Source organism: Vibrio zhugei (genome assembly GCF_003716875.1).
Taxonomy (GTDB): Bacteria; Pseudomonadota; Gammaproteobacteria; order Enterobacterales; family Vibrionaceae; genus Vibrio; species Vibrio zhugei.
In genome coordinates, this window is the sequence record NZ_CP033077.1 from 716,643 (window position 1) to 740,394 (window position 23,752).

The window sequence follows — 23,752 nt, forward strand, 5'->3', positions numbered from 1 at the left end:
ATCGAACTAGGCGTGACGGCGCGCTTCTACTGCCCCCGCCAATTGGCGCAATACCGCTTCGGTATCTTCCCAACCAATGCAACCATCGGTGATCGATTGCCCGTAAGTCAGCGTTTTGTTTGGCTCTAAATCTTGGCGCCCTTCCACTAAGTGCGATTCAATCATGACACCAAAAATGGCGTCCTCGCCTTGCGCGATCTGCGCCGACACATCTTCTGCCACCAAACATTGACGCTGGTATTGTTTTGAACTGTTCGCATGGCTGAAGTCAATCATAATTCGGCGTTCTAAACCGATCTCGTCCATTTTAGCTTTAACTTGTGCGACATCGTCAGCGCTATAATTCGGTGCTTTGCCACCACGTAAGATAATATGGCAGTCAGGGTTGCCATGCGTTCCCACAATGGCAGAGTGACCATACTTGGTTACAGACAAGAAATTGTGCGGCGCTCCAGCCGAGCGAATGGCATCCGCTGCGATCTTAATATTACCATCCGTCCCATTTTTAAATCCTACCGGGCAAGACAAACCAGAAGCCAACTCTCGATGCACTTGCGATTCCGTTGTCCGCGCTCCGATGGCGCCCCAACTGATCAAGTCCGCAACATATTGTGGGGTAATCATATCTAAAAATTCACTGGCGGTCGGAACTCCCATGTCCGTTAAATCCAACAGCAACTTACGACCGATGCGCAAGCCATCATTAATGGCGTACGTATCATTCATATATGGGTCATTAATCAGTCCTTTCCAGCCAACCGTTGTCCTCGGTTTCTCAAAATACACACGCATCACGATCTCAAGTTTATCGCCGAGCTCTTCACGCATCGCTTTCAAGCGCTCGGCATATTCCAGCGCAGCTTGGGGATCATGAATAGAACACGGCCCAACAATGACAAGTAGACGATCATCTTGTCCTTCTAAAATATTATGAATGGCTTCGCGAGCTTTAAACGTAGTCGAGGCGGCAATATCGGTTGCTGGACACTTCTCCAATACGGCAACAGGTGGTAATAATTCTTTGATCTCTTTTATTCTTACATCATCATTCTGATACATCGCGTCCATCATCCTATTTTATTCTAATACGTGTGCGGCTTTTAGAGGTTTTGAGCAGTCCGGCTCCTGCTTTACATGTAAGGTAACGACAATCAATCTATTTAGCAATCACTTTTTTAATTTAAACGCAACACAAAAACAAAAATAGAAAATCAAAAAAATGTAATTAAAATTTTACACCCGCTGCGACGACTGACTTACATGGCAAAGCCAACCTATTTTATTGATATTATTAAAAATAAAATCCCCTTATTACTGTATCACGCTCGAACGACACCGACTCGCTGGCGATCCACGCTCCAAGTTCGTTCGTGTGTAACGGATGACACGCTGAGATAAAACGTTGAACATCACACTTTTACCTTTATTTTATTCAACACAAAATGCAGAATTGCTTTTTCGCTTCTCATTATGTGTTTAAGACACGCGAGCCACGTTTAACGATTGCGTGCTCAGTATCTTACAACGAAGTTTTTTATACTCATTATCATTGCTAGTAATAAATGAAGGTGACACTTATGATGCGTTACGTCACGCAGTGGCTTAATAAAGACCCTGACCCGAAAAGTCGTGAAGAATTACAACGTTTGATCGACGAGAATATGACCACTGAACTTGAAGATCGCTTTTCTTCTCGTTTGCAATTTGGTACCGCCGGATTGCGAGGTAAAGTGGGCGCGGGTCCAAACCGCATGAATCGCTTGGTGATCCAAGAAACCGCAACCGGCCTTGGCAACTATCTGATTAACGAGGTGAAAGAAGCGAAGAAACGTGGTGTTGTGATTGGCTACGATGGGCGTCCAGATTCCAAGCAATTTGCGGAAGATACCGCGACTGTGTTAACCGCGCTGGGGATTCACGTTTACCTCACCCATGATGTTGCGGCTACCCCTATTGTTGCATTTGGCGTCAAACATTTGTCCGCAGCGGCCGCGGTCGTTGTGACCGCAAGTCATAACCCACCAGAATACAATGGCTTCAAGGTCTATTGGGAAAATGGCGCGCAAATCATTCCGCCGCATGATTCAGGCATTGCAGAACAGATCGACGACGCAGCCCAGCATCCTATTTGCACATTAGATTTATCGGAAGCAAAAGCCCTTGGTCTGCTGACCATGCTTGGCGACGAGTATTACAATACTTACCGTAAAACGGTCAATGCCAGCCCATTGCTGGATAACCACCAAAAGCCGCAAGACTTAGTCATTGCCTACACGGCCATGCACGGTGTGGGCGCTAATATGGCCGAAACCTTACTGGCCGATGCGGGATTTACCCAAGTGCACAGTGTGGCCGCGCAACGCGAACCTGACGGCACATTCCCAACCGTGAACTTCCCTAACCCGGAAGAAGCGGGAGCAATGGACCGCGTGATTGAACTTGCCAATTCGGTTAATGCGCACCTAGCGTGTGCCAACGACCCAGACGCGGATCGCTTTGCTGTCGCCGCGCGGAAAGCTGACGGTAGCTATCAAATGCTAACGGGAGACCAAGTCGGCACACTATTTGGTCATTACCTATTGTCTCGTGCAGAAACCCCAAGCAAAGCACTGGTTGGCAATACCATCGTATCGTCTAGTTTACTCGGCAAAATCGCACAAGCATGTGGCGCTGAGTATTATCAAACGTTGACGGGATTCAAATGGCTTACCAATGTGGCGATGGATAAACAAACCGATGAAAAACCGTTTGTGTTTGCCTATGAAGAAGCCCTAGGTTATACCATTGGTACCACCGTTTGGGATAAAGATGGCCTCTCAGCACTGGTTGGTTTTGCGCAATTGAGTGCCGAGCTACTGGCACAAGGTAAAACGGTATGGGACGCATTAGAAAGCATTTATCGTCAACATGGTCTATACGTCACAGCTCAGCAAAGCATTGCGTTAGATCCCAACGCTCCTGCGGTGGGCGATAAGCTGCGTGCCCAGCCACCGCAAGACATCGCAGGCCGCGATGTGCTCATGACGGATGATTTCAAATTGTGCGAGCGCCAATATGCAAACGGTGATAAAGATCCGATCCACTTACCGGCAAGTGACGTCTTGATCTACCATCTTGATGGTGGAGCCCGTGTCATTGTTCGTCCATCAGGAACGGAGCCAAAACTGAAATGCTACTATGAGCTAGCAGGTAGCTTTGCCGACGATGAATCTTTTGCTGCGGCGCAAGAGCGCGCGGAAGAGCAATTGTCTCTGCTCATCACCGAGCACCAACACAGTTTGGACGATTAAACGCCAAGCGGCTCTGACAAGCGTGATTGCTTGCCAGTGTCCAGCTTGATAAAAAGCCCGCCGAGAACACTCTCGGTGGGCTTTTTTAACAAGTACTATCGCTTATGATCAACCGCTGTGATTAAACCAAATCTTCCAGCATTGACGCATCGTACTCTTTTAATGGCGTCCCAGACTTCACTCGCTCAACATAATCCGGATTGGCGATAAAGGCGCGCCCAATCGCAATCAAATCAAATTTATTGGCCGCGATCGCCTCGGCTGCGCTCTCCGCGGTATAATTACCAACGCCCATTACCGTATGTGCATAGTGATCGCGCAAGTACGCTGAAATCTGTCCATCGAAGGCGTCAAACTCTATTGCATCATCGAATATCCCTTCATGCACATACGCTAACTGACGGGAGTTCAACTCAGACAACAGATAATCGAACACATCACGATCACGTGCATCCGGTTCGATATGCATATACGCACCCGGTGATAAACGAATACCAACGTGGTCAGCACTAATTGCCTGACACACAGCATCCACGACTTGAAGTGGGAAGCGAGCCATATTCACCGCGCTTTCACCAAACTCATCATGTCTGTGGTTGGTATTAAAGTGTAAGAACTGGTCGAGTAAATAGCCATTCGCCGCATGGATCTCAACACCATCAAAACCGGCTTCCAGCGCATTTTTGGCCGCGGTTGCGTAATCACGCACCAATTGTGCGATATCCTCATGCGTCGCTGCTTTCGGAGTGACGTACTCTAAATCACGACGACGTGGCACCGACCCATCGAAGCGAATCGCAGAAGGAGCCAGAACGTCACCACCAAAAAATGCTGGGTGAGCAACTCGCCCGGTATGCCAAAGCTGGGCAAAGATTTTGCCACCTTTGCCATGAACAGCCTGCGTCACTTTTTGCCATCCGGTAATTTGCTCTGCCGTAAATAATCCAGGGGTGTTAGGATACCCTTGACCATCCGGGCGAATGATCGTTGCTTCAGTAATGATCAAACCCGCTTCAGCTCGGCGCTCATAGTACTTAACCATTGCCTCCGTTGGAATCAGATCGTCATCCGCCATACACCGTGTTAGCGGCGCCATAGCAATACGGTTTTTCAGAGTTAACGTGTCATTGAGTTGATAAGGCTGAAATAATATATCAGTCATAGTGATGTCCTAATCGTTACTATCGATGCCATCATCCTAACTCTTTCTTGAACGTTTGTTCAAATAGTTTTTTTGAATCAATATTCAAGAGCCTTTCCACGTTATCATATTCACGTTACACTTAGCCCTTAGTAACAGTGAGGAGTATTGATCGACATGCGTGCAGCCGAATTTAATCGCGAAACAGTCCTAAGAGCTGCGATGAACCAATTTATTTCGCATGGATATTCAAAAACCAGTATGCAAGATCTCAAGCGGGTGACCGGTCTCCACCCCGGTTCAATATACTGCGCGTTTGAGAATAAACGCGGTTTACTGTTAGCCGCACTAGAACAATATGCGCATGATCGAGCTTGTGAATTTGAACGTTTTTTTACGCAAAATGACTTCGTATTAATGGGGATAAGACAGTATTTCCAACATATTGTCAGCGAGTGTGAAGCAGAAAATATCCGCGATTGTTTACTGCAAAAATCACTGAGAGAATTTTCTCAACAAGATGAAACCATCGAAGCCGCATTGTGTGACGCACTGGCCGCTTGGCAACAAGGGCTGCGCAGTAAATTGTTTCTCGCGCAACAAAATCACGAGTTATCGGCCGATACCGATTGTGAATTTTTATGTCAGTATCTCATGATGGGAGTCTTCGGTTTGCGGGCATTTGCCCACACTAGGCCTCAACCTGGAGTCCTCCAAGCGTTGGCCGATACATTGCTCACGTCACTTCGTTAACCACTTTCACCTCGAATCAAGGAATGGCAAGGATGTCAACCATATCGCCGACGCAGCATAAAGAACCTATCCCGACGCGTGCACGCATACAACACCTATGGCAAGGCGTCATTGCGATCTCTCCTTTGAGCATTGCTGTGGTGCCATGGGGATTATTGGCTGGCTCTTATGCGATGGACGCAGGACTTTCCGGGCTCGAAAGCCAAGCTTTATCGGCCATTCTCTTTGCCGGTTCAGCACAGTTGGTGGCGACTGGCATGCTCAAAAGTGGCGTAGGGCTGGTGACGATGTTGCTCACCACACTTTTCATCACTTCTCGACATTGTTTGTACAGTATCGCCATGCGTGATTCGATCAAAACCTTGCCATTACGCTGGCGATTGATGCTCGGTTTTCTCCTCACTGACGAGCTTTTTGCTATTTCAGGGCAAAAACCCGCCAAGCCATATGATCGATGGTTCTTGTTAGGCGCGGGGTTGAGTTTCTATTTGGTGTGGAATACTGCCACCGTGATAGGCATATTAGCCGGTCACTACATCCCCAACCTCAATACGTTAGGACTCGATTTTGCCGTAGCAGCCACCTTCATTGCCATCGTCGTTCCCAACACCAAATCCCTGCCTGTTCTGGCCGCAGTCAGTGTGTCCTTAGTGTGCTCAGTTGTCTTTGAAGTTCAAGAGATATCCGGCGGATTGATGTTCGCCAGTGCCGCAGGAATGGTAACAGGCTACGTATGTGAAACCTTGATGAGCAAGAGTAAATAATGACAATACTATCGATATTTGCCATGGCGGCACTTGTGTTTGTCAGCCGCTATGTATTTCTAGAACCTAAGCTGCCGATAAAATTGCGCCCAGGGTTGCAAAGAGTCCTCGCGTATTCTGGCCCCGCCGTATTGACCGCTCTATGGGCTCCAATTGTATTCACTCATGAAAAGACCCTTTGGGTCAGCACACATAACCCGTATTTGTGGTCTGCCTGTTTGGCCATTTTTCTCGCGTGGAAGACTAAAAACGTATTACTGACGACTATTGCCAGCATGGGGCTCTTTCTGCTCTTACACCTTGTGGTGCTCTAGCCCGCTTACTCTGCGACCCATTCAATCTCGATAAGTGTCGTTTCCTGATCCTTTAATCGCGCTAAAAACGTGTCGCCTGAGTGGATTTCCCCCACGCCTTGCGGGGTACCGGTCATCACCACATCATAATCTTCTAGTGTGGTAAACGTGCCTAGCTCCTGCAAGATGATGTGGGGCGCAAACATCATTTGTGACACTTGACCTTTTTGTACCCGAACACAATTGATCAGCAGCTCAAGTTGTAAATGAGCAGGGTCGATGCCCTCGAGCGCGATGAATTTACTCAATACTGCGGAACCATCAAAGGCTTTGGCTCGCTCCCAAGGCAGTCCTTTCTCTTTGAGTTGCGATTGTAACTGGCGCTTAGTGAGATCAAGACCGATCCCGACCCCGGCGTATTGGCCATTTTGCACAATAAAGCATATCTCGGTTTCATAGTGTAAAGGTTCGTGATGCTTGGCTTTTAAAGTTTGGGTAATCGAACTATTGGGTTTATTAAATACCACCATATGATCGGGGATGGCATTATTTAATTCTTTAATATGATCCACATAGTTTCGCCCGACACAGAGCACTTTGGACGGCGTGACCAAGACATTATTAAAACAAACAGAATTCATAGCTCTTCCTTGAACATTGGTATGAAGTTTTCATCGGAAACAATAGGTCGACCACCTAAGATAATGTCGCTCATCGTACCTATAATTGGAGGCAATTATTGTAATTGAGTCAGCAATTTTTCACATAAATGCTTTAAAGTCTGCATTTCATCGGGGGCAAGCTGCAACTTACAAAACATAGCGGCGGGAATGGATTCGGCTTGAGCATACAATGCATGACCTTGCTCGGTTAAGTGCAATGTTCGCACTCGCTCATCGTGATCACCCCGCTTTCTTTGCAGTAAGCCTTTCACTTCCAACCGTTTCAATAGCGGTGTCAACGTCCCCGAATCCAAATGCAATCGTTGGCCTAATTCTTTAACACTGACTCCGTCCGACTGCCACAACACCATCATCACAACATATTGCAAATACGTCAGATCCAGCGCATCAAGCAACGGACGATACGCACGCACAACCGCATTCGCCGCGCTGTATAACGGAAAACACATTTGTTTATCTAATAACAAATGTTCATCACTTAATTCATCAGTCCCTTCAGAATGGGGCTGGCCAGTCTTATTACTCATAGTCATCATTATATTATCGTTGCTTAAGCCACAATATACGTCGATTTCAAAAAAAAATCATCCGTTGCCCACCCGCCTCGCCATCAAAAGGCCGATAGACACCAAGCCTTTTGTTAATAAAACGACCTTTCCTGCTTCAATAGCAACGGCGTTTACATGTGATTTGTCAGTAAATCCACAAAAATGACATGTAAATGTCAATTTTGAGTAATCAAAACGTCACTTATGTTCACTAAATTTAAGCGTACCAAAACGTTAGAGCAAAGAAGCTCATCCTCATTATAGATAAGGTAATACAATGAAAAAATCAGTTCTAGCAACCGCGGTTCTTGCCACTCTTATTTCAAGTTCCACTCTAGCAGCAACCGTATATAAAGCAGATGGTACTGAATTTAAAGTAGGTGGTCGGGTTGAGTTTCGTGGTGACTTTAATGCAGACACCGATGGTACCGAGATTGATGGCACAATGAGCGATCAAACTCGTGCTCGTTTAAACTTAAAAGGCACCTCGGAGATTTCTGATGGCGTTAAAGCCTTTGGTTTCTACGAAGTTGAACAAAAAGCCAAGGATTCCGATGAGAAAATGAAAAACCGCTATATGTATGCGGGTATTGATGTCCATGGCAACGCATTATCCTTCGGTGCGCAAGATATGGCGGCAGTACAAGTCTCGAAATTCTCAGACATCGGTGAGTTTACTGGCCTGCAAAAACGTATTGAAGGCTCAGCGGATCACACAGAAGGCGTTATCGCTTACCGTGGTAACTTTGATGCTTTGAATCTACAAGCGACTTATAAAGCAGAATCTAGCGACGACTCTGACTCATACGGTGTATCGGGCACTTATGCTTTACCTATGGGGTTAAAACTGGGTCTGGCTTATTCAATGGATCAAGAGCGTGTTGACGGTAATACCGCAACCACTAACTCAACAGACAAAGCGAATCAAATCTTAGCGGGTATCAGCTACGCGTTGGATGCATTTTACATGGGTGCAACTTATTCAACCGGCGATACAGGCAATGGCGATAACGAATTTGATACCATGGAATTTGCGCTCGCTTATGACATTACTGAACAAGTTAGAGTACAAGCTATTTACGGAAAAGATACTACCGATGTCGATGGCGGCTCTGATATTGACCGTGAAGACTTCGTTGAGTTGGGCGGTTACTACACATTCAACCGTAATCTCAAATCTTACGTCGCCTACAAAGCTAATTCGGCAGACGGCGCAGACGATGATACAATTCGCCTTGGCATGAAATACAGTTTTTAATGTACTGGTTCCTGCCAAATACCATCATGGTCTAACCTCGGTTAGGCCATTTTTTTGCACGTTTTTCAGCAATCACTGCCCTATCATAATGCATTCGCTCATACTGACGTGGACACTTAATATCTAACCATATGAAAGATAATAAAATTTAACTTTGGCACACTAAGTGCTTTATGATAAAGACAAATGCAGGCAGCGTTTGTGCTTCTTGTTGGTGGTCTGGCAGAAACCACTGAGCTCTTCATTTTTTAACCTCCCCACGGGAGGTTTTTTTTTGCAAACGATGTTAACGGCGTTTAGGTTGCTGGTACGTTTTGCCAGCGGCTTGATAAACATCTTTACGTTTTAAACCAAATTGAGTGTCGAAAAACCAAGCGACGAAACGAATCACATCGTCATCTTTATTCATCACAAACTCGAAGAACTCTTCTTCTTCACCTTGGTCATTTGTCTCTGTGGTGACGTGATAAATGCGCTCTTCACCCTCGACTTCCGCCAACACAAATTGCCCAGTCAGCTCTTGAGCCGCTTGCACCACTTCCTCATCTTCACTGGCTTTTAAGGTAGTCAGCGCAGTCGGAAGGTCCGTATCGGTGCATAAACGTAGCACAAGTGCTTCAAACTCAGATTGTTGCATAGTGTATCCTCTATCAATGAAGGCGAGTTATAACGATAAAGCGCTCAAGTCGGTACTGAAAATCGGCCTCATCTCTCATTTGAGATTACGATTCGCCAAGGAAAAAATAAAAAGGCCTGCAAATGCAGGCCTTAAAGACGACAATGCGCGCTATCAGCTGTTGTCTTTCACCGCACTGTCATCGGTGTGCTGCGCTAACTTCTCACTTTGCTGATTAAGCAATACATCCATTTTGTCACGCTGGCGAATGAATTGCTGACGATCCTGACTGGGTACGGAGCGCGCCATCGGGATTTTCGCCTTCATCGCATTGACAGGGTGACCTTTAATGATCAACTCGTAATGCAAGTGCGGCCCAGTGACGCGACCGGTCGAGCCTGACAGAGCAATTTTTTGTCCGCGCTTCACATGCTGACCGCGATGCACCAAAATTTTACTTAGATGCAGATAGCGTGTGGTATAAGTGCTGTCATGACGTACGACCACATACAAACCCGCATAAGGGTGATGACGTATTAAGGTAATCACACCATCCCCGGTACTCAAAACTGGCGTCCCGACTGGCGTAGCAAAATCGGTCCCGTAGTGCGGCATTATCCGCCCGGTAATAGGGTGGCGACGATGCGCATTGAAAGGAGATGAAATACGATAACGATGAGCGGTTGGGTAACGGCGGAAGGCTTTTTGTAAGCTCTCACCATTACGATCATAATATTGACCATCTTTATTAAGATACGCGGCAATCACTCGATGGCGATTATAAATTTTAATCGCTTTTATTTCGCTCGAACCGGTCAATTGACCTTTAACATACTGATTGGCTTGCACCACTTCAAATTTGTCACCGGCACGAAAGTCGCGACCAAAATTAATTTTATCTTTTAATAAGGTGACGATCTGATCGATATCCGAAATACTCAAGCCAGCACGGTGTGCAGACTGAGAAAAGGTGCCATTGACGGTACCAATGATAGCACTATTTTTCCACGTCCCTGGCAAATTGACTTCGTGGTAATCATAATCACCATCAGAATTAAGTGTATAAGACGCGCTGTGGGCGATATCGAATATCAACTCCATTTTTTGCAGGTGCTCACCATCCTCGGTTTGCCAAAAACGAAGTGTATTACCAGGCTGTAACGTATCCAGCTTAAGGTAATTTAAATCGGTTTCCATCACCTTCATCAGATCACTGTATGGGAAATGCAGGCGTGAGAATATGGTACTCAAATTATCACCAGTTTTAATGGTGTACTCATAATCGGGTACATTTTGAACCTGTTTTTGCTGTTCCAACTGCTTCGTCAAAATGGAGCCAACCACTTGGCTTTCAGGTATCTTGACCTGTATTTGCTTGTGCAGACCATTGTCGTGAAATGTGGAGGGGAGGAGCGTCATTCCAATCAGCGGAAAACCGATTATTAAGACTTTTTGTCGCTTAGACAACTCGGAAAACCGCTGCAGCAGGGACTTTATTTGCACAATCTAACCCGTGTAATTCATAAAACTGTTCCAAGATTAAGGCTTTCTGAGGAAAATGTCACCAGAGAGATGAAAACAACTCATAAAAAAGGCACATAACGTGCCTCTTCGCCTATATATTATTCAACCTTAGTACACACGTCTTGGAAGAAAGTTCCATGCTCCGTCGAAACCGACAAGATTGACACGTTTGCATAGCCCATTAACCATGGGTATAAACTAAGCAATTCTCTTCGCCATACCCATTCGGGATATAGCTATCCGCCACCGGATCGTTGACCCACGTCTGATCATTCATGAGATAACGAAATTGGAACTGGCCATCTTTGGGTAAGCGAGTTTTAAACTTAAAGTGATGAGATTTAGGCACTTTCTTCATTGGTTGCGGTTCCCAATCGAGAAAGTCAGCGACAATAGCCACCTGAGATGCGGTGTCCGGCACCTCAATATCAAAGGTCACTTCCACTTCATCTCTTGTTTTAAAAAAGCGTTTATTGATCATAACAAACTCCGTTTTGTATAAAAAACACTCAACATCACCATAATAAGTTCATTCGTTTGTATGCACAATGTTGTCGTTAAAAAATAGTGCGAACTATGAGAATACGCAAGCTCTGCCAATAACTCGCTGAAACCTGTTACATGAATGAGGTATCTCACGCACACTGTCTTCCTCCCGCACTGTTCGGTAAGTTATTCATTATTATTAAAATTAATAATACGGTAACGATTGCGTAAAAAAGCCGTTCCGTCTGAATATTTAAATATTAATGGTGAATAGTATTGCGATTAGCAGTAAAAATAGATATTCTCTCCGACCGCTTAAACAGGGACATTAAGTGAATGAATATTCCACGGAAGGAGGAATTAACCCTTAGTCACATGAGATAAATGATGCAGAACAACGCACAAAAACGTCCCATCGCTTCCGCCACTTTTTGGCGATTTCTATTGCCTTCTTTACTGGGGATGTTCCTGTTCATGGCCCCAATTCAGCATCAGGGCTCGTTTACTATTCCTGTCGCGATCATGGCAAAGTCACTGCAATCCTTATTAGGGGGTTCTCTCATCCCTCTCATTACTGTGATTATCTCTTTCATGGGAGTGGCATCACTGTTGGTTAAACTGGTGCAGCCAAAAGCCATTACTCAACAGCCCTTTCTCAACGGTCTGTTCAATCCATCGTGGCTATGGCTCAGCGTGCGTCTGTTTGGCAGCCTCTCCGTTGTGATGACGTTTTGGCAAGTCGGTCCGGAAATGATTTGGGAATCAAATACCGGTGGACTAGTGTTGGGGGATTTACTACCCACACTTTTTTCTGTCTTCATTTTTGCAGGATTACTCCTACCACTGCTGTTAAATTTTGGCTTATTGGAATTATTTGGCAGCTTACTCAGTAAAGTCATGCGTCCAGTGTTCAATTTACCAGGACGCAGTGCCATTGACTGTATGGCCTCTTGGCTTGGTGATGGTAGCGTGGGCATTCTCTTAACCAGTAAGCAATACGAAGAGAAATTCTACACGCAGCGTGAAGCCGCGGTGGTCGCGACTACGTTTTCAGCGGTTTCTATCACATTCAGTTTGGTCGTGATTGCCCAAGTCGGTCTTGAGTCAATGTTCCTGCCCTTCTATGGCACTATTTGCTTAGCGGGACTGGTTGCCGCGGTCGTGATTCCCCGTTTACCTCCGCTCTGCTGGAAACGCGATCATTTTGTTGACGGCACTCAACCAGAACCAGACGCCAACCACTTGCCCAAAGGAGAAACGGCGTTTTCTTGGGGACTTAAGCTGGCTCTGACAAAAGCAGACAATGTGAAATCATTGCGTGGGGTGCTACTTTCGGGGGCACAAAATGCGGTCGATATGGTGTTTGGCGTGTTACCTGTCGTGATGGGGCTCGGCACAGCCGCGCTATTATTGGCCGAGCATACCGCGGTTTTTTCCTTACTCGGCAAACCCTTCATCCCGTATCTACACTTATTGGGCATACCAGAAGCCGTGGAAGCGTCGAGTACTATCGTCGTGGGCTTTGCCGACATGTTCATCCCGGCAATACTGTCAACCTCGATTGAGAGTGACATGACGCGCTTTGTCATCGCGGCCATGTCCGTGACGCAACTTATTTATATGTCGGAAGTGGGCGCGCTCATGCTTGGCAGTAAGATTCCCGTTAATATCGTCGAACTGTTCATGATCTTTGTATTACGTACGCTCATTACGCTGCCAGTCATTGCTGGCGTCGCGCATTGCCTCTTTTAATACATAATATTCCGTAAACACCGCCCTATTGGGCGGTGTTTATTCTTCATCACCATAATATTGCACACCGATTTTAATGCGCTCTCGGCCCTGCTGATCACGCCATAAATTGGCATCGCGCAGTGAATAAGAACAACCGCAATATTCTTGCTGATAAAATCGTTCACGCTTCGCAAGTTCCACCATACGGTTAGCCCCTCCCTGCTTACGCCAATTAAAGGTCCAATAAATCAGGCCAGGATAACGCGCAGCCGCTCGCTCGCCACAATCGTTTATTTGCGTCATATTTTTCCAACGCGAGATCCCAAGACAGCTTGTAAAAGTGTCAAATCCATGCTCGTGAGCATATTGGGCTGTGCGTTCAAAGCGCATATCAAAACACTCTGTACAACGCTGCCCTCTTTCTGGCTCCCACTCCAATCCTTTCACTCTGTCGTACCAGTTCTGTACGTCGTAGTCGGCATCAATAAACGGAATGCCCAGTTGCTCGGCAAAGCGAATGTTTTCTTCTTTACGCAGTAAATACTCTTTTTTCGGATGTATATTGGGATTGTAAAAAAAGATCGTAAAGCGAATCCCTGCATCGCTCATTCGTTGCATCACATCGCCAGCACAGGGTGCGCAGCAAGAATGGAGCAACACATTATTGGAGGGTGTAGGGGTTTCGAGAACTATGGTTTGTTTACCCATGAAAGCATCCGTTGTTAACTCTGAAGGTGAGAAAATGTCGATATGATACCCACTTCTTATTTGGTAAGCAAAACAGACAGTCTCTGCGCGTCTTGAGTACGATCTAACATAGCTATGACAACCGCTAGGCCGACTCTCGTTTACGTTAATTAGACATTATGCAGTTAACGTCTGGTTTCCATCGAGACAACAAGACAAAAGGCTGCAAGGTTTTTACCTACTGAAGGAGGGCGTCATGTCCATTGAAAATGTTTTATACCGTGCAGAAGCAACCGCAAAAGGTGGTCGAGAAGGCTCAGCCAAAACCACTGATGGCAAATTGGATTTAACACTCTCAACTCCGAAAGAGCTAGGCGGTGCTGGTGGCTCAGGTACAAACCCAGAACAACTCTTCGCGATGGGGTATTCGGCATGCTTCTTAGGTGCCTTACAATTCGTCGCCAAGCAAGATGGTGTATCACTCTCCAAAGACACCACCGTCACCGGTGACGTTGGCATTGGTGCGATTCCAACGGGCTTCGGTATTGAAGTCGAGTTAAAGATTCACGTGCCAAACTTAAGTAAAGAAGAAGCCGAAGAGTTGGCTGAGAAGGCTCACGTCGTCTGCCCATACTCTAATGCGACACAAAACAACATCGATGTCATGTTAACCATCGTGTAGTCCGGCGCTTGCCGTTCTAGCGAAAAAGAAAAAGGTCGTGATACGCTCACGACCTTTTTGTTGTTATCTATACTCGCATCATTACTGCTGAATCTGACTTTTCGCCGCTTCTACTTTAGAAAAGTCGAGGCCTAGCTCATCGACAGCATCCTTAATGAGACTAGGATTTTGCATCACTTCAGCCATGACTTGCTGCAATTGTTCCTGAGGTAATCCTAGTTGACTGATGGTGGCCATCGCAGCCAATGGATTTTGCGTTAACGTTTCGAAAACGTCCTTAATTTGGGCGTCACTGACATTATTTTCTTTTAAAATCGCAATAATTGGATTCATATTCCTACCTTTCACTATGCTACCTGTAATCGCAGTTTATCATCGCTACGTATTCGTGTGTACTGCATGATGCTGATCTCGGAGGATGATCATACGCTTTACCTAACTCACCCTAGTCTTCAATGGTTTCGAACTCAAGCTTATCCAACGCTTCATGATCAATCGCCTGCTCGAAGGCTTTCAAGCGTTTATAAATCGACAGCAGTTCAACAATGGTCGTCCATGAGTTCACTAAATATTGAAATGAGTCTTCCACTTTACCAAACGCATTCATGATGCGCTGCATCACTCCCAATGTAAAAGCACCAGCCACAATCGATGGCGCCAACATGATAAGAGGAATAAAATTTCCAAACTGCAAATAGCTATAACGAACGATGTTAAAATACACATAATGCAAGTAAAGACGAAAGTAGCTAAAGCGGACATGACTGAATAATGTGGTTAACGTGACGGGCTGAGCACGCTGCGCATCGTCCTCACCGTACACCAGCTCCTTGCGATACCCAGCTTCCACCTTTTGATTTTTAAACTCAAGTCCAGGCAACTTTATCCCGGTAATCGCCAACAAGCCAGTGCCTATAATCGACCAAATGATCGAGACAAATACCAATCCTTGCGACACATGCCCAACCAGTGGCAAGACGGGGACTTCCTTTGATAGGTGCCATAAAATGGGAAGAAACGCGAGCAACGTCATGACGGCATTAAGAAAGCTGACTCCCAAGCTTTCCATGATATTAGCAAAACGCATGGTATCTTCTTGAATCCGTTGCGATGCCCCTTCAATGTGACGAACCGTTTGCCACTTCGAAGTGTAGTACTCCGTCAATGCAGTCCGCCAACGGAACACAAAGTGACTGACAAAAAAATCGTTCAATACTGACACAATAATCGCGGTCATTAAAAGGACGCCAACCGTCATCAATTCGCCATATAGCTCGGATAACTTGATGGCATTCGGGTGACCCAATGCTGTCTGGATTAAGTTATAGAAATCCCCGTACCAGTCATTCAAGCGCACACTCACCTCCACTTGAAACCAGACAATCAAAATAATCAGCCCCGAACCGCCTACAGACCAGTATCTCCAAGGGTGATCGGTCAGCCACACCCACCCACCGATAAACACGCCAAAACATACCATGAGATACTGAGATAACCACACTTCATACGCTTGCTCTACCGCCAACTGATAACTATGCTGAGCGGCTTTACTCGCCCCGCTGGGTAATCGATGTGGAAACCCATATCCTACCCATTCTCCAAGACTGAAACTGGGGCCCATGCCTTTGACCACACTGTACCAAGCAAGCATGCAGAACAAAAACCAGAAAAATACAGAGCCAAACAACCACTTCGGCTTTACAAAAAAGGCACTAAGCATAAAAAACACCCTATATGCGATAAAAACAACAATCTTGTCTATTTTGATATATTGACAATAAAATGTTTGACTCCTCCCCGTCAGTTTGATTCCACACCAGAGTGTAAATCTCAAATTTACAATCACATACGCATAGATATAGTCCGTGAAAAATTGCCACTTTCGTATGGCGTTGTTGACTAAATGTCGGGAACCTTTTGCCTATTCATCGATCAGATCCCGTGAGTATCTTCAAGGGACGGGACCATGGGCAAATCAACGCGTAAAATGACAAACTGGAAAGAGTACAATCAAGCTTTGGTAAATAGGGGAAGCCTCACCTTCTGGCTTGATGAGAAAGCGATAGATGCTTGGCAATGCCAAGAACATCATGGAGGGAGGGGAAGAGGTTTTCAGTTCAGTGACACGGCTATCGAGACTGCGCTTATGCTCAAAGGAATTTTCGGCTTGTCACTACGAGCAACGGAAGGCTTTATCAATTCACTGTTTAGATTGATGGATGTGCCGCTGCGTTCACCGGATTACAGCTGTGTTAGCAAACGGGCGAAAACGGTTGAAGTGAAGTATCGTAATCCTAGTCGAGGCCCAGTTGCTCACCTGGTTGTCGATTCAACAGGCCTGAAAGTCTATGGTGAAGGCGAATGGAAAACCCGTAAGCACGGTACAGAAAAAAGACGTATCTGGCGCAAGCTCCACCTGGCTATCGATGCCGAAACGCATGAAGTCGTATCCGCTGTCGTCAGCTTAGTCAACGTGGCGGACAATGAGGCGCTTCCTACCCTGCTGAATCCATTACGCCGACGGATAGAACAAGTCTATGCTGATGGCGCTTACGACACAAAAGAATGCCATAGGGTGCTGCAACGAAAAGGGGCGACACCCACCATTGTGCCTCGTTCAAATGCGGGGTACTGGGAAGACGGGCATCCACGAAATGATGCGGTCAAAGCATTGAAAAACGGAGAGTTGAAACAGTGGAAAAAAGACACGGACTATCATCAACGTTCACTGTCGGAGACCGGGATGTATCGCTACAAGCAGCTCAACAGTCCTAAACTGACTCTTCGTGATTACAACGGCCAAGTCGGTGAAGCACTCGCAGGGGTAAAAGCGATGAACAAAGTCATAGGACTCGGTATGCCTGTTAGATCAGCGGTCAATTAAACGGGGCAAAGCCCTTGGGGCTGGGCTTCCTCGAAGATTATTTGGTCAACAACGCCCTTTCGTATTAGAAAGAAGTAATAATCCTTTGTGGGTAGAAACACGAAAAATGTATTTTCAGGATGGTATTCAGTATCGAGGAAATAGGGGAAAAATCGTTGTAAAAACAAGCATCTCATTATAATTACATGATTATACTAATGTATTATTAATAAATATTCAGTTGATTAAAATCCATTCTCACGGCAAAATCATGAACCTTTGCTCAATAGCCGTTATTTTATGGCGAATAACTACAATTAAGCTTTTGATACATTTTTTACAATTTCTATTTAGGATAAAAAGGACCACTGATTATGCGCCAAATGCTCAGTAACTTGTCTATAAAGTTACAGGTTGTCGTGCCGGTTATTATTACAATGGTGTTGTTGCTTGCTGGTATTGCATACAGCACATCAACACTGAAAAGTAGCTTTCACCAAGCAACAACGTCGACTGAAAATCTGATCGACAATAAAGAAGCGGTGATCCATATCATCGATAACACCTATGGTATGCGTATTAAAGCCATCTACAGTTTGTTTCGTACCGATGATTTAGATGCCTTAGAAGACAATTTGAATAAAAAGCTCAACGCGAACCACAAACTCTTAGATCAATTGAGTAAGGTCCCTGAATTGCGCCAAGCCGTACAGCGGTTACGCAAAGCTGGCGATGAATATGTGCATTTCTCTGTGCAAACCATGATGCCGATACTAAAACAAAAGCATCTGGGTGGTATGGATCGCGCTCTGGAGCAACGCTATACGCAAGCCTCTCAAACCTATAGCTTAAAAGGCCAAGAAATGGTTCAAGCCATTGATGCCTTATCCTCGCAAATGAATGAACGCGCTTTGCAAGAAATGAAAGCCAATTCCACGCATTCTTCAGCGGTCATGGACAATACAACCATAGGGTTGATCGTGATTTTGCTCCTTGCTGCGGGTGCAAGTTGGGGATTAGCAAGCATCATTGTCGAGCCGATTCGAAAACTACAAAGCGTGATGGCGTCGGTCTCCACGGGTAACCTAACTGTGAAAGCTAAGGTTGAAGGAAACAATGAAATCGCGCAACTGGCGAAAGACATCAACTCAACCGTTTCACATTTACGCGAGACCATGAGCTCACTGGTTCGAGTCAGTGAAGACGTTGCCTCCGCTTCTACTGAACTGGCTGCTGTGATGACACAATCGTCCGTCAATTCGGATCAAGAAAAGCAGGAAGTCGAGCAAGTCGCCTCTGCGGTAAATCAGCTCGAAAGCACGGCGAATAATGTCACAGACAACGCTCATCAAGCCGATAATGCCGCACTGAAAGCAAAAGAAGTCACGGAAGACAGCTTAAAAATGTTTGCATCCAGTCAGCAAGCCAATGACAAGATGATGGATCAACTGACTGCAGCAGCGGATGTGGTCAGCAACCTGAAAGTACAATCTGAGAAAATTGGTCAGGTCATCGAAGTCATTCAAAGTATCTCTGAACAAACCAATTTATTGGCATTGAACGCAGCGATCGAAGCGGCCCGCGCTGGAGAATCAGGTCGTGGTTTCGCGGTCGTGGCTGATGAAGTCCGGATGCTGGCAGCGCGAACCCAAGATTCAACCAAAGAAATCCAAGCGATTATCGAAGAGCTGCAAACTCAATCAGGCACCGCAAACAGCAGTATGGTTGTAACGTTAGACACACTCAATGAAAGTCAAGAAATGGCAACTCAGTTAAGTCAATACCTCAACCGTATCCATGATACGATTGAAGAGCTGACGAGCATTAATACCCAAGTGGCGAGTGCGTCTGAAGAGCAAAGTCATGTGACGGCGGACATCAATAAAAACCTGACGAATATTTACGAACTCGTCAGTCAAAATGTAGCCGGTATTACCCAATCAGCAGCAGCGAGCCAAGAATTATCAAGCCTGGCTGAGAAGCAAAACCATGAACTGAATAAGTTCTCACTATAGCAATACTCTGATATACAAAAGGCAACCCATGGGTTGCCTTTTTCTTTATCCTAGAATCGCTTAATCAAGAAACGGAGTCAGTTACTCATCGTCATCAACGATAGGCGCTTTTTTCTTTTTAGGGATGAAAACCGTATCGCCCACATCCACATTATTATAGAAACTCTTATCGCGCTTCACGGGTTTCTTGGTCACTTTCTTCGGTTTGGCTTTTTGTTTCACCCGATTATCAGCGACGTTATTAACCGACTTTTTAGCGGGTTTAATCCCTTTAAACTTACCTTCTAACCCTTCTAACACGCTAAATGGCATTTCCTGTTGAAGGTAGCGTTCAACACGTTTTAAACTTTCCCAGTCTTTCGGACCGACAAACGAAATCGCATCGCCCGTATTTCCAGCTCGTCCAGTACGACCAACTCGATGCACGTATTCTTCCGTATGCTTTGGCATATCAAAGTTAACAACATGAGTGACATTGGAAATATCAAGGCCACGTGAAGCCACATCGGTCGTCACCAGAATCTTGAATACACCTCTCTCAAACTGGCTCATAATGGTATTACGCTGTGTTTGATTGAGGTTACCGCTTAAAGCAACCGCCTTGAGATCGCGCTCGTTGAGCTTATCGGTCAAACGTTCTGTATCTGCGCGGGTCGCCGTAAAGATAATCAGTTGTCGATAGTTTTCTTGTTCAAGAATGCGTTCAAGCATGGCTTCTTTATGGTCTAAATGATCACAAAGATAAAAACGCTGCGTGATGTCTTTATCGACAGAATTGGACGTACCCACTGAAATACTCTTCGGCGCATTCAACATTTCAGAGGCAATGTCATTCACTTGATCATGATCTAACGTTGCGGAAAATAACAAGGTTTGACGACGACGATGCTTCGCTGCGCGGTGAATACGACGCAGTTGAGGGGCAAACCCTAAATCCAGCATGCGATCCGCTTCATCCAGCACTAAGGTTTCTAACCCGTTCAAAAACAGGGAACGATGATCAAGGTGATCAGCAAGACGTCCAGGTGTTGCCACGATAAAACGTGGATAACGACGTAGCGCTTTCACTTGATCGTTAAAGTTCTCACCTCCCGAAATCAGCGTCGCCGTATAACTAAACCCCGCCAACATGGTACGAAGTTCGCTATAGACTTGCTTGGCCAATTCACGAGTAGGCACGAGAATAACACCACGAGGATCTCGCGCAGAAAAAGCCTTACTTTTAAGAGATTTATGAAGCATAGGCAGCAAAAATGCCAAGGTTTTCCCCGACCCCGTTTTTGAGGAGGCCAGTAAGTCTTTCCCTAACATAGAATACGGAATTGCCTGCTGCTGGATTTCAGTCGGTGTTTTGAAATCATAGTGCAACAAGTTTTTCAATAAACGATTATCTAAGCCTAAATCTTTAAACTGCAAAGGATTCTCCAAGTTAAGTGTCTGCCCGCGTCATTCAGGCAAAGAGTATCAATTAAAAACAGGGTATATTACCGCGAAACCGAGTATTAAGCATAGAGAATATGACAAATAATCTGACCGTTTCACCCAGATGCATAAGCCCTGTGAATGTGAATCTAGATCACAGATTCACACAGGATAAGAAAAAATAGACATTTCTTGATGAAATCTTTGGTTTTTTTTTACTTTCAGGCTCGCAGAGTCATGGCATTTAGCACTACACTATAGGGGTAGTAGTTTTACTTACACTTTTGCGATAATTCATCGCGACAAACGACAATAATCAAGGAGTTCATTATGAACAAGATGTTACTGGCTGCAGCAACGTCATCAGTTCTTTTATTGGCAGGTTGTGCATCGGGCACCGACGGCGAAGCAAGCACATCTAAGCTCGATAACTTAACAAATCAAGTTGAGCAACTGAAAGATGAAGTCGCGTCACTAAAAACTGAGCATGCGGCGCTAGCGTCTAAAACAAACCAAGCAGCGGATGCCGCTATGGCAGCCCAAGACGAAGCTCAACGCGCAAACAAACGCATTGATAATATTGCTCAGTCTTATACAAAATAAGCCAATTTATCTCAAAAAAGAGCCAGCAAATGCTGGCTCTTTTTTATCATATATCCATGTCTATTCGGGACGGGATGCAACGCGCACAGGCACGCCATTTTTGGCCATAATCGCGGCTTTCGCTCGCTGCTCGGACTGATGAAATTCCGTCAACCACCAGCCCAGTTCTGCAGGCACAACCAAATGCTCTTTCGACCCATTACTACGAGTTAACGGCTCATGCGCTTCTAGGTATACATGATGATCCGGCTCAAGACTGACTTTGACTGGGTCATTGATCACTCGTACTTTTGTGCCTGTGGTGACTTGATGGAACAGCCAGTCAATATTCTTCGGCTCCATACGGATGCAACCCGAGCTGACCCGTAATCCGATACCAAAATTCTTATTGGTACCGTGAATCAAATAGGATCCATCTCCATATGCGAGACGTAACGCATAATCGCCTAATGGATTATCCGGGCCTGCAGGAACAACTGCCGGTAAGCTCTTCCCTTTCTTTTCATATTCAGCGCGAATCGACTGAGGAGGCGTCCACGTCGGATGGGGACGTTTTTGGCTAATCACCGTCTTCATTACTGGCGTATCCCGACCTATCCGACCTATCCCTACGGGAAAAATGCTGACCGTGTGTTTATTTGGCTCAAAATAATACAGTCGTAACTCAGCCAAATTAATCACGATGCCTTGATATTCAACGTCAGGCAAAATGATTTGTGAAGGAATGGTGAGGACGTAGCCTGCTTTGGGCAAGAAGGGATCCACTCCTTTGTTCGCTGCCATCAACGCAAGAAACCCCACATCGTACTGCTTGGCCACTTGGGCCAGAGACTCGCCTTTTTTAACAATATGATACTGTAGGTTACCTACAATGCGACTGTCTTTCATCGGCAGATCATACGTCGTTGCATAGGCAGGCGATAGCATCGCACTGCTCAACAGCCCCAACAGCACGATAACTTTCAACAGCATGTTATTCATTCCCTTTTGCCTGTTTGTAGAGGCTTAAGGTTACTTCTCTTTCCGCTTTATGATCAACTATTGGTTTAGGATAATTGAGCGTTTGCGTCGCTTTCCAAGGTTGATGAATCGTTTTATTGTCCAATTCCGACAGCTCAGGTACCCAACGACGAATAAACTTACCGGTTGGATCAAATTTCTCACTCTGAGTGGTGGGATTGAAAATCCTGAAATAAGGCTGACCATCACACCCCGTCGAGGCACACCATTGCCAACCGCCGTTATTCGACGCATAGTCACCATCGACTAACTGACGCATAAAATACCGCTCACCGTGGTGCCAATGAATGTGCAAATCTTTGGTAAGAAAGCTCGCCACAATCATCCTTAATCGATTGTGCATCCATCCAGTGTGGTTCAGTTGCCTCATGGCCGCATCCACAATCGGATACCCGGTTCTCCCCTGACACCATGTTTGAAAATAGTCATCATTGTGCTGCCAATGAATGTGATTGGCCCAGCGATGAAAGTTCTCGCCCTTACACAAACGAGGTTCGAAATACACTAAATGTTGGTAGAACTCACGCCAAATCACCTCACTTAACCAAGTGGTTGCGCCTTCACTCATTGGACGAGATAGTGTCTCCTCATGCAATCTTGCCATGCATTGTCGAGGAGATAAGGCACCAATGGTCAAATAGGGCGACAGAAGGCTGGTGCCATCTTCAGCGGGAAAGTCACGCTGCGTGTGATACTCATCCATGGCTTGCTGGCAAAATGCACGTAACTGCTGGCGTATCGAATCAAAATCCACGGCATAATCTCGACTATCGACACGAGGGTAATCGAACGCTTGGTCTTTTGACCACAGCCATTGCTGAGCCATATTCGATAATGGTGCCCGCTGAGAAGCAGACACGGTTTTGGCTATGGTCGGCCAACTCATCTTCTTGAGCCATGCCTTTTTAAACGGAGTGAATACCTTAAAATACTCGCCTTGCTGATTAAGAACCGTTCCCGGAGTCATCACGCACTTATCGTCAAACTGGCTCCACCCTATCTTAGCGTCATGGCACAATTGCGCGGCACGCTCATCACGCAAGGTTTCATTGATTTCATACTCTTTATTGACGAAAATATGGTCAGCCGTTAGCTCTGAGGCAACGTCCATGACCAGATCAAGTGATTGGGTAAAGTCATCGCACTGCCGATATAAGAGCGGAACGTCATACTTATCCAGTTCTTTTTGCAACTCAAATAAACGTCGATACAGTAGATCAGCCTGAACTGGCGCCATATCATGCCTTTCCCATTGCTTGGGCGTTGCAATAAACAAGGCAGCGACAGGCTCACCGCTCTCGAGCGCTCGGTTGAGGGCAGTATTATCAATCGATCGTAGATCACGGCGTAGCCAGACTAATTTCATATAC

The 23,752-nt window shown here is 45.7% G+C and carries 23 protein-coding genes; 10 read left to right on the forward strand and 13 right to left on the reverse strand.

The genetic code is table 11. The features are described from left to right. Positions 1 to 6: 6 nt before the first annotated feature. The gene (aroG, locus tag EAE30_RS03360) at positions 7 to 1,059 is read right to left on the reverse strand and encodes a 3-deoxy-7-phosphoheptulonate synthase AroG (RefSeq protein ID WP_123014662.1); all 1,053 of its coding nucleotides are present in this window, start codon (positions 1,057 to 1,059) and stop codon (positions 7 to 9) included. Between the two features lie 518 nt (positions 1,060 to 1,577). Between aroG and EAE30_RS03365 the strand changes: the two genes are divergently transcribed. Continuing rightward, on the forward strand, positions 1,578 to 3,290 hold the full coding sequence (locus EAE30_RS03365; protein ID WP_123014663.1) for a phospho-sugar mutase: 1,713 nt from the start codon (positions 1,578 to 1,580) through the stop codon (positions 3,288 to 3,290). Between the two features lie 121 nt (positions 3,291 to 3,411). Here EAE30_RS03365 and EAE30_RS03370 read toward each other — a convergent pair whose 3' ends face one another. After that, entirely contained in the window at positions 3,412 to 4,452 is a 1,041-nt protein-coding gene (locus EAE30_RS03370) for an alkene reductase (RefSeq protein WP_123014664.1), read from the reverse strand. A 156-nt stretch (positions 4,453 to 4,608) separates the two neighbouring features. Between EAE30_RS03370 and EAE30_RS03375 the strand changes: the two genes are divergently transcribed. Genes EAE30_RS03375 through EAE30_RS03385 form a run of 3 tightly spaced genes read left to right on the forward strand, consistent with a single transcriptional unit; the run spans position 4,609 to position 6,262 of the window. After that, the gene (locus tag EAE30_RS03375) at positions 4,609 to 5,184 is read left to right on the forward strand and encodes a TetR/AcrR family transcriptional regulator (RefSeq protein WP_123014665.1); all 576 of its coding nucleotides are present in this window, start codon (positions 4,609 to 4,611) and stop codon (positions 5,182 to 5,184) included. Between the two features lie 32 nt (positions 5,185 to 5,216). Next, positions 5,217 to 5,948: an AzlC family ABC transporter permease gene (locus EAE30_RS03380; protein ID WP_123014666.1), complete on the forward strand. Its 732-nt coding sequence runs from the start codon at positions 5,217 to 5,219 to the stop codon at positions 5,946 to 5,948. Then, on the forward strand, positions 5,948 to 6,262 hold the full coding sequence (locus EAE30_RS03385; RefSeq protein WP_123014667.1) for an AzlD domain-containing protein: 315 nt from the start codon (positions 5,948 to 5,950) through the stop codon (positions 6,260 to 6,262). The genes EAE30_RS03380 and EAE30_RS03385 overlap by 1 nt, the downstream gene beginning before the upstream one ends. A gap of 5 nt (positions 6,263 to 6,267) precedes the next feature. Here EAE30_RS03385 and EAE30_RS03390 read toward each other — a convergent pair whose 3' ends face one another. Together EAE30_RS03390 and ohrR are read right to left on the reverse strand one after the other, a co-directional pair. Next, positions 6,268 to 6,882 carry a fumarylacetoacetate hydrolase family protein gene (locus EAE30_RS03390; RefSeq protein WP_123014668.1) on the reverse strand — a complete coding sequence of 205 codons (615 nt, stop codon included), beginning with the start codon at positions 6,880 to 6,882 and terminating at the stop codon, positions 6,268 to 6,270. 95 nt (positions 6,883 to 6,977) lie between these two features. Continuing rightward, positions 6,978 to 7,457, reverse strand: a complete 480-nt coding sequence (ohrR, locus tag EAE30_RS03395) for a transcriptional regulator OhrR (RefSeq protein ID WP_479685939.1) — start codon at positions 7,455 to 7,457, stop codon at positions 6,978 to 6,980. 292 nt (positions 7,458 to 7,749) lie between these two features. On the opposite strand from ohrR, the gene EAE30_RS03400 reads away from it, so the two are divergent. Next, entirely contained in the window at positions 7,750 to 8,730 is a 981-nt protein-coding gene (locus tag EAE30_RS03400; RefSeq protein WP_123014670.1) for a porin, read from the forward strand. A 286-nt stretch (positions 8,731 to 9,016) separates the two neighbouring features. Here EAE30_RS03400 and EAE30_RS03405 read toward each other — a convergent pair whose 3' ends face one another. The 3 genes from EAE30_RS03405 to EAE30_RS03415 form a co-directional block, all read right to left on the reverse strand. Continuing rightward, a complete protein-coding gene (locus EAE30_RS03405; RefSeq protein ID WP_123014671.1) occupies positions 9,017 to 9,367 on the reverse strand; it encodes a hypothetical protein in 351 nt (116 codons plus the stop codon). Positions 9,368 to 9,520: 153 nt separating this feature from the next. Then, complete coding sequence (locus tag EAE30_RS03410) at positions 9,521 to 10,849, reverse strand: peptidoglycan DD-endopeptidase ShyA (protein WP_123014672.1); 1,329 nt, start codon at positions 10,847 to 10,849, stop codon at positions 9,521 to 9,523. A 202-nt stretch (positions 10,850 to 11,051) separates the two neighbouring features. After that, complete coding sequence (locus EAE30_RS03415; RefSeq protein ID WP_123014673.1) at positions 11,052 to 11,351, reverse strand: isoamylase early set domain-containing protein; 300 nt, start codon at positions 11,349 to 11,351, stop codon at positions 11,052 to 11,054. Between the two features lie 392 nt (positions 11,352 to 11,743). Between EAE30_RS03415 and EAE30_RS03420 the strand changes: the two genes are divergently transcribed. After that, complete coding sequence (locus tag EAE30_RS03420) at positions 11,744 to 13,108, forward strand: YjiH family protein (RefSeq protein ID WP_123015003.1); 1,365 nt, start codon at positions 11,744 to 11,746, stop codon at positions 13,106 to 13,108. 39 nt (positions 13,109 to 13,147) lie between these two features. On the opposite strand, the gene EAE30_RS03425 is transcribed toward EAE30_RS03420, so the two are convergent. Further along, positions 13,148 to 13,798 (reverse strand): epoxyqueuosine reductase QueH, encoded by a 651-nt coding sequence (locus tag EAE30_RS03425; RefSeq protein WP_123014674.1) that lies wholly within the window; start codon positions 13,796 to 13,798, stop codon positions 13,148 to 13,150. Between the two features lie 235 nt (positions 13,799 to 14,033). On the opposite strand from EAE30_RS03425, the gene EAE30_RS03430 reads away from it, so the two are divergent. Beyond that, on the forward strand, positions 14,034 to 14,459 hold the full coding sequence (locus EAE30_RS03430) for an organic hydroperoxide resistance protein (RefSeq protein WP_123014675.1): 426 nt from the start codon (positions 14,034 to 14,036) through the stop codon (positions 14,457 to 14,459). Between the two features lie 81 nt (positions 14,460 to 14,540). Here the strand turns inward: EAE30_RS03430 and EAE30_RS03435 are convergent, their stop codons facing one another. Then, positions 14,541 to 14,792 carry a DUF2999 family protein gene (locus tag EAE30_RS03435; RefSeq protein ID WP_123014676.1) on the reverse strand — a complete coding sequence of 84 codons (252 nt, stop codon included), beginning with the start codon at positions 14,790 to 14,792 and terminating at the stop codon, positions 14,541 to 14,543. Positions 14,793 to 14,904: 112 nt separating this feature from the next. Then, positions 14,905 to 16,179 carry a peptide antibiotic transporter SbmA gene (sbmA, locus tag EAE30_RS03440; protein WP_123014677.1) on the reverse strand — a complete coding sequence of 425 codons (1,275 nt, stop codon included), beginning with the start codon at positions 16,177 to 16,179 and terminating at the stop codon, positions 14,905 to 14,907. Between the two features lie 246 nt (positions 16,180 to 16,425). Here sbmA and EAE30_RS03445 point away from each other — a divergent pair, with 246 nt between their 5' ends. Continuing rightward, on the forward strand, positions 16,426 to 17,343 hold the full coding sequence (locus EAE30_RS03445; RefSeq protein ID WP_123014678.1) for an IS5 family transposase: 918 nt from the start codon (positions 16,426 to 16,428) through the stop codon (positions 17,341 to 17,343). A gap of 353 nt (positions 17,344 to 17,696) precedes the next feature. Next, complete coding sequence (locus EAE30_RS03450) at positions 17,697 to 19,337, forward strand: methyl-accepting chemotaxis protein (protein WP_123014679.1); 1,641 nt, start codon at positions 17,697 to 17,699, stop codon at positions 19,335 to 19,337. Positions 19,338 to 19,418: 81 nt separating this feature from the next. Here the strand turns inward: EAE30_RS03450 and EAE30_RS03455 are convergent, their stop codons facing one another. Beyond that, positions 19,419 to 20,753 carry a DEAD/DEAH box helicase gene (locus EAE30_RS03455; RefSeq protein WP_164711780.1) on the reverse strand — a complete coding sequence of 445 codons (1,335 nt, stop codon included), beginning with the start codon at positions 20,751 to 20,753 and terminating at the stop codon, positions 19,419 to 19,421. 336 nt (positions 20,754 to 21,089) lie between these two features. On the opposite strand from EAE30_RS03455, the gene EAE30_RS03460 reads away from it, so the two are divergent. Continuing rightward, positions 21,090 to 21,362: an Lpp/OprI family alanine-zipper lipoprotein gene (locus tag EAE30_RS03460; RefSeq protein ID WP_123014681.1), complete on the forward strand. Its 273-nt coding sequence runs from the start codon at positions 21,090 to 21,092 to the stop codon at positions 21,360 to 21,362. Positions 21,363 to 21,422: 60 nt separating this feature from the next. On the opposite strand, the gene EAE30_RS03465 is transcribed toward EAE30_RS03460, so the two are convergent. Both EAE30_RS03465 and phrB read right to left on the reverse strand, forming a co-directional pair. Further along, positions 21,423 to 22,334 (reverse strand): L,D-transpeptidase family protein, encoded by a 912-nt coding sequence (locus EAE30_RS03465; RefSeq protein ID WP_123014682.1) that lies wholly within the window; start codon positions 22,332 to 22,334, stop codon positions 21,423 to 21,425. 1 nt (position 22,335) lies between these two features. Then, positions 22,336 to 23,748 (reverse strand): deoxyribodipyrimidine photo-lyase, encoded by a 1,413-nt coding sequence (gene phrB / locus EAE30_RS03470; RefSeq protein WP_123014683.1) that lies wholly within the window; start codon positions 23,746 to 23,748, stop codon positions 22,336 to 22,338. Positions 23,749 to 23,752 lie beyond the last annotated feature (4 nt).